Genomic DNA, 6805 nt, shown 5'->3' with positions numbered 1-6805 from the left:
GCAAAATCAATCTTATCATTATTTGCGACGAACGTTTCAATCGCATCCTTTCCATTCGCCGCTTCGATAACGGTGTATCCTGTCCTTTCAAGAACATCCCGCGCGAGTCTTCTCACCACCGTATTGTTCTCGGCCAGAAGAATGGTTTCGGACCCTTTTTTTATGGTGTCCGCGAGCGCAGGTTTCGCTTCTTGTAATTGCTCACTGATGAGGGGAAAATAAAGATCGAACCGCGTCCCCTGATCTTTCTTGCTATGGACCACAACATGACCGCCGTGTTGTTCGACGATACCGTAGACGATGGAGAGGCCGAGGCCCGTGCCTTTTCCTACCTCTTTGGTTGTGAAGAACGGGTCGAAAATCCTTGCTTTGGTTCTTTCATCCATGCCCATACCTGTGTCTGAGACTGAAAGGACCACATATTTGCCCGGAACTCCGTACCCATGCGCGTTCGCGAACTCATAATCGAGACTAAAAGGCCTCGTTTCGATGGTCAGCACCCCGCCTTCCGGCATTGCATCCCGAGCGTTGGTTGCGAGGTTTATGATGACCTGGTCAATCTGCGTTAAATCGGCCATCATAATGGGGTTCCAATCGGCAAGATTGACCTTCAGCTCGATATCTTCCATGATAAGGCCGGCGATGAGCTTACGTATGCCGTTTATGATGTGGTGCAGGTTATAAGGTTTGAGGTCTATGGTTTGCTTGCGACTGAAAGCAAGGAGGCTCTGTGTAAGGTTTGCGGCTTTTTCAGCTGAGGAGAGTACCTCCGTCACGTACAATCGCAGAGGGTCGTCCTCGGGCATTTCCATCTCCAGGAGAGTTCCGTATCCGATAAGCGCTGTGAGTATATTGTTAAAATCGTGTGCGACACCGCCGGCAAGCTGGCCCACGGCCTCCATCTTTTGAGCGTGGAAGAGCTGGGTCTGGAGTCGCTCTTTTTCCTTCTGGGCGAGCTTTTTTTCGGTCAGATCATGGGCAAAGACGAACATGTATTCCCTGGCCCCAAACCTCAAATAGCTAATAGCCAGTTCCACGGGAAATTGCGTGCCGTCCTTTCTTTTGTGAATCGATTCAACGGTGACCGAATGTTTCTTCTTGAGTTCGGGCCAGAATTCGTTCCATTTGTAATAGGGAAAACCCACGTCCCAATCCCTTACGTTCATGGTGCGCAATTCTTCCTCCGAGTAACCAAGAGTGCTGCACGTGGCTTTGTTCACATGGAGGGTTTGCCCGCTCTTATCGAGCCAGAAAGCAGGAATAGCCGAATTGTCCACGGAGAATTGGGTGAGTTTGAGAAGGTCCTCGGCCTTCTTTCCCTCTGCCGGATCCAGGATGATTACGAATACATATCCTGAACCATCATATTTTCTGCAGACCGATGTAACGTAAACAGGGTGGATGATGCTATTTTTGGACGTGACAGACGATTCAAACGTCATTAAGCCGCGTTTTCTCAGCGCAAGCCAGTCTCTTTGCCATACAGCAGAAGGCCGATGTGCATCTAAATCGCCAAGCGTCTTAGTGAGGAGATCTTCCTCTGTGTATCCAAGCAGCCGGCTCACCTCTTTGTTGGCATAGAGTATCTTCTCATTTTCGTCAATCCAAAGGACGCCGGCGGGGACATGATCGAGGGCAGCCTCAGCGTATTTCAACTGCCATTGCCCGGCGCCTATGGCGTTGCCCGGATCATTCGAGCCCGCCTCAAGCGCCCTGTTCGGTTTGCGCATACCGCGCTGTCCTTTCACGAGCTGTGCTTTTGGTCCTTTTTGCCTTTTCATGAGATCAATTAGTATCCACTGTTCCGAATGGTTGTCCCGACTCGTAAGATATAACCCACCGGCGCAAGGCCACACAAGAAATTAAGTGTTTGCATCCGTCGACCTTCGATAATCCCCCATTCTCTCATCAAACAGGACATCCGATTCGCATGAATTTTGTTCGGTATCAACTTAACGTATACGGAGCGGCGCATGCGCTTGTTTGAGCCGTTTTACCCGTCCATGGGCTTTTCCGCCGCAGTCCCAATTCTCTTCCGATGGCTTGATACGCCTCACGTGGGCATGAAGTGAAGCCGATTTGTCTCTGGGTCGGCAACGATTACCCTTACGTTGATCCTGTCGCCTATGCGATATATTTTTCTTGTCCTTTTCCCGATGAGTCTAAGTTTTTCTTCTTGAAAGTGGTAATAATCGTCTGAAAGATCGGTAAGAAGCACCAGTCCCTCGACAAATACTTCGTTGAGTTCCACGAAAAAACCATAGGCCGTAATATGGGAAATTAGCCCCTGGTAGGTCTTTCCGATCTTGCCCTTCATAAAAAGGATCCGTATTCTATCTTCCAGGTCTCTCTCGGCCTCCATAGCGAGACGCTCTCTGTCGGAAAGATGCGCCGCCATTTTTTCAAAGTCTCCTTGAGCGTTAAGCCCTCTTATCTGCATGTTCTTTAAAGACCTGTGGCACGCCAGATCCGGATATCTTCGGATGGGTGATGTGAAGTGGAGGTAACAATCAGAGGCAAGTCCGAAGTGGCCCTTATTCGTAGCGCTGTAACGGGCCTGCTTCATGGATCTTAGGAGCACGCGGTTAACGAAGAACTCGTAATCAGTGCCTTTAGCGCTCATGAGAAGCAACTGCAGAGAGGCCGCTCCGCCTGACGTCTTTTTGCGGTGCAGGGGAAGGGCGAAGATGAGTTTTTCGATCTCTCTTAGCTTATCCCGGTCGGGAGGTTCATGAATCCTGTATAGTGCAGGAAGGTCATTATCCTTAAGAAAGCATGCCACGGTTTCGTTTGCGGCCACCATGAATTCTTCGATGAGCTGGTGTGCGAAGAGCCTCTCGGATCTGATGATCTCCTTAATACCGCCCTCGATATTGAGGATGATCTCCGGTTCTGGAAGATCGAAGTCAAGACTCCCTCTATCTTCTCGTTTATTCTTGAGAAGCGAGGCGAGCTCTGCCATGTCTTCAAGCAATCGCACGAGATCACCAAGCTTCTCTCTCGTCCTTTTATCCCGGCCGATGATAGCATCCTCCACCTGATGGTACGTGAGCCGTCTTTTGCTTCTGATTACGGAATTAAAAAAAATGCTTCGTACGGCATCCCCGTCCCTGTTGTAGTCGATTCTTACAGTCAGGGCCTGCTTATTCTCGCCCGGGGTGAGGCTGCACAAACCGTTCGATAACAGCTTGGGAAGCATGGGAATTACTTTGCCGGGGAAATATATGCTTGTCCCGCGTTCATAGGCCTCTTCATCCAGGAGGGAACCGGCCGATACGAAGGAAGAGACATCGGCAATCGAAACAAAGAGCGTATACCCCTTGGCCGTCTTTTCCACATATACAGCGTCATCAAAATCCTTAGCGGATTCTCCATCGATAGTGACATGATTGAGCGCCGTCAAATCCGTGCGCCCTTGTTCGGCGATTATCCCCTCCAGGTTCTTGAGCTCTGAATCGACACTCTTTTTGAATCGTCCGGGAAGGCCGTACTTGTATTCAACAAAACGGGTTATGGCATCGACGGTAGTAAGACCGCCTTCGAATACCTTTGTGATGACACATTCAGCGTCCGCTTGCTCACCGGGAAACTTTGTAACGGCTGCGGCTACAAGACTTCCGTTGACTACCTTGACCCCATCGGGAGTCTTTTTAACCACAAAAAGACAATTATATCTACTATCTTCTGGAGTAATATACATTAATTTATTATGTATATTAGTGAACCCAATGATATGATTGGTATTACGACGCACAATCTCGATGATTCTGCCTTCTCTGTGTGTCCGCGATGTATGTTGCAACCGGGCGATGACTGTATCCCCGTGGAATGCATTGTTCATTTGACGCGCCGGGATGAAAAGATCGCGCACGCCTTCCTTGTCAGGCACAACGAAACCGTTTCCACTCCTGGTGCACCAGAGTGTCCCCCTGACGAGGTTCATCTCCTCCACAATACCGAACGTTCCATGCTTTAATTTTATAATCGAACCCTTCTCTAAGAGATCTTGCAGGATTCTTTTGAGGTTTCTCCTCTGTTGCTTGTCCATTCCGAGTAGCGCATATAAGTCGTTTACACCGAGGGGACGTTGTTCCCTCTTAAACAGCGTTATAAGGTCCTTTTGATTGAGCTCAAAGTGGGTTTTTTTTCTCATCATGTAAGTACAGCCTCACAATTTATACCATGATTCATGATGGTTTCCAATTTTGGTCGGATTTTGCATTGCTATTCTATTTACGTGATCTTATAGTAATATGAACTTTATGGATTATTCGGTGAAAATAGGCGGAGAGGCCGGTCAGGGTGTACAGACTATCGGAGACACGCTTACAAAAGTCTTTTCGAGGGCCGGTTATCACGTTTTTTCTCATCAGGACTATGAATCGAGGGTGCGGGGAGGTCACAACTTCTATCAAATAAGATTAGCGGACCTGCCCGTTTCGGCATCCCGTAAGGGAATAGACCTCATCGTAGCATTCGACGAGACGAGCATAACCCGACATGAGTGCGAATTGACGGATGGAGGGGTTCTGCTTTATGATCCGGCCTCACACAAAGGACTTTTGGACAAGCCGCATTTCCTGGCCGTCCCTTTTCTGGATATTGCATTGCAAAACGGGGGCAGCAGGGTCATGGCAAACACCGCAGCTATCGGTGCGGTTATGGGTATACTCGGACTTCCTATCGAACGTCTTTTTGGGGTCCTGGAGGTCACGCTTGCGGGCAAAGACGAAAAGACTCTGGAGGTAAACAGGAAGGTTGCCACGGCCGGGCACCAGTACGCCGGGTCCCATTGCACGCGGTGTGCCTTCTCGCTCGGTTCATCGTCCGGCGCAAAGATGCTGATTGACGGCAACGAAGCGGTCGGTTTCGGGGCTGTGGCCTCCGGATGCAAGTTTTATGCTGCCTACCCCATGACGCCGTCTACCGGAATCATGGTTTCTGTGGCTCAAAAGGCGCGGGAATACGGTATAGTCGTTGAGCAGGCCGAAGATGAGATAAGCGCAATTAACATGGCGCTCGGCGCATCCTTTGGCGGGGTACGAGCCATGACCGGTTCTTCGGGTGGGGGGTTTGCCCTTATGGTCGAGGGCTTATCGCTCTCGGGCATGACGGAAACTCCGCTTGTCGTGGCGCTGGCACAGAGACCGGGACCTGCAACCGGCTTCCCCACACGCACCGAACAGGGTGAGCTTCTCTTTGCCCTGCACGCCGGCCACGGCGAGTTTGCACGTGTTGTCTTCGCCCCGGGAAGCCCGGAACAGGCCTTTTATCTTACAAATAAGGCCTTCGAGCTTTCGCAGAAATATCAACTGCCCGCCTTGATCCTCACCGACCAATACTTTGCCGACTCACAGTGGACCTACGAGGGTTTTGACCTTGAAAGGATCACCTACAATGACCGCCGGCTAAAGGGCCAAGATCTTGCAGGTCCTTCCATATATAAGCGACACGCCCTTACCGAAAACGGTGTATCACCCTTTGGTGTGCCCGGCGACACAGAGCGCCTCATTGTCACTGACAGCGACGAACACACTGAAGAAGGGCATATTACTGAAGACGCCGCAGTCAGGGTCGCCATGGTACGGAAAAGATTGTTTCAAAAGCTGTCTGCCCTGAAGAAGGAGATCGCTGCTCCGCTCTTGTACGGCAGGACAGATGCAGAGGTAGTTCTTGTGGGCTGGGGGTCTATGTATGGCATTTTGAAGGAGGTTGTGGATGTGATGATCGACCATACCTCCATCGCCATGCTCCATTTCAGCGAGCTTTACCCCTTCCCTGACAGAGCTGCATTTGACTATATGGCCCTGCTCAATAAAGCGAGGATCACGATCTGTGTGGAGCAAAACGGGTCATCGCAGTTCTCCCGGTTGGTCAGGGCGGAAACGGGCTATGAATTCACCGACCATGTGAACAGATGCGACGGAAGGCCCTTTATGCTGGAGGAACTGAGGGGAGAAATTGATGCCAGGCTTAGATAATTATCGGTCGGATATGCCAGCATGGTGTCCCGGATGCGGCAACTTTGGGATATTACGGGCTTTTAGGGAGGCCGTGTCAGAAGTGGGGCTTGCGCCCGACCACTTCGCTATAGTCTCCGGTATCGGTCAGGCCGGTAAGTTCCCTCACTATGTGAGATGTAATACCTTTAACGGGTTGCATGGGAGAAGCATTCCCGTTGCTACAGGCGTGAAGCTGGCGAATCATACCATGACCGTCGTTGCGGTGGGTGGAGACGGAGATATGTACGGAGAAGGGGGAAACCACCTCATCCATGCGATGAGAAGGAATATCGGTATAAAGACATTCGTGCACGACAACCAAATCTACGGGCTCACAAAGGGGCAGGCCTCCCCCACCAGCGCAGAGGGCGTGTTAGTAAAAAACCAGCCCTTCGGCGTTTTGTCTCAACCGCTAAGTCCCCTGGCCATGGCCGTGGCACTCGACTGCAGCTTTGTGGCGCGCGGATACGCAGGAGACCACGATCACTTGAAGGGACTTATAAAGGAGGTCATGACGCACAAGGGTTTTTCTCTGGTAGACATCCTCCAGCCCTGTGTAACATTCAATAGAATCAATACGTACGAGTGGTACGGGGAACGGGTTTATCGTTTAGGGGAGGGCTATGATCCGAAAGACAGGGCATCGGCTTTTCAAAAGGCCCTTGAATGGGGGGAGCGTATACCCATCGGCGTTTTATACAGAAACGACCGGCCCTCATTCGAAGAAAGGGTCCCTGTGCTTGCCGAGGGGCCTCTCAAAGACCAACCGCTCTCTCGTGAGCGCTTGCGAAGCTCGGCGAGCA

4 protein-coding genes are annotated in these 6805 nt (G+C 50.9%); 2 read left to right on the top strand and 2 right to left on the bottom strand.

Annotation, left to right across the window (positions count from 1 at the left end):
- Together VMT62_03010 and rnr are read right to left on the bottom strand one after the other, a co-directional pair.
- A partial coding sequence (locus VMT62_03010) for a PAS domain S-box protein (protein ID HVN95375.1) occupies window positions 1–1781 on the bottom strand: 1781 nt, incomplete at its 3' end.
- A gap of 272 nt (window positions 1782–2053) precedes the next feature.
- Entirely contained in the window at window positions 2054–4156 is a 2103-nt protein-coding gene (rnr, locus tag VMT62_03005; GenBank protein ID HVN95374.1) for a ribonuclease R, read from the bottom strand.
- Between the two features lie 118 nt (window positions 4157–4274).
- On the opposite strand from rnr, the gene VMT62_03000 reads away from it, so the two are divergent.
- Together VMT62_03000 and VMT62_02995 are read left to right on the top strand one after the other, a co-directional pair.
- Entirely contained in the window at window positions 4275–5981 is a 1707-nt protein-coding gene (locus tag VMT62_03000; GenBank protein HVN95373.1) for a 2-oxoacid:acceptor oxidoreductase subunit alpha, read from the top strand.
- Window positions 5965–6805 (top strand): 2-oxoacid:ferredoxin oxidoreductase subunit beta (locus VMT62_02995; protein ID HVN95372.1); only part of this gene is annotated, 841 nt, incomplete at its 3' end. The genes VMT62_03000 and VMT62_02995, both read left to right, overlap by 17 nt.

Source organism: Syntrophorhabdaceae bacterium (assembly GCA_035541755.1).
GTDB lineage: Bacteria > Desulfobacterota > Syntrophorhabdia > Syntrophorhabdales > Syntrophorhabdaceae > PNOF01.
This window is presented reverse-complemented; position numbering and strand designations above follow the sequence as displayed.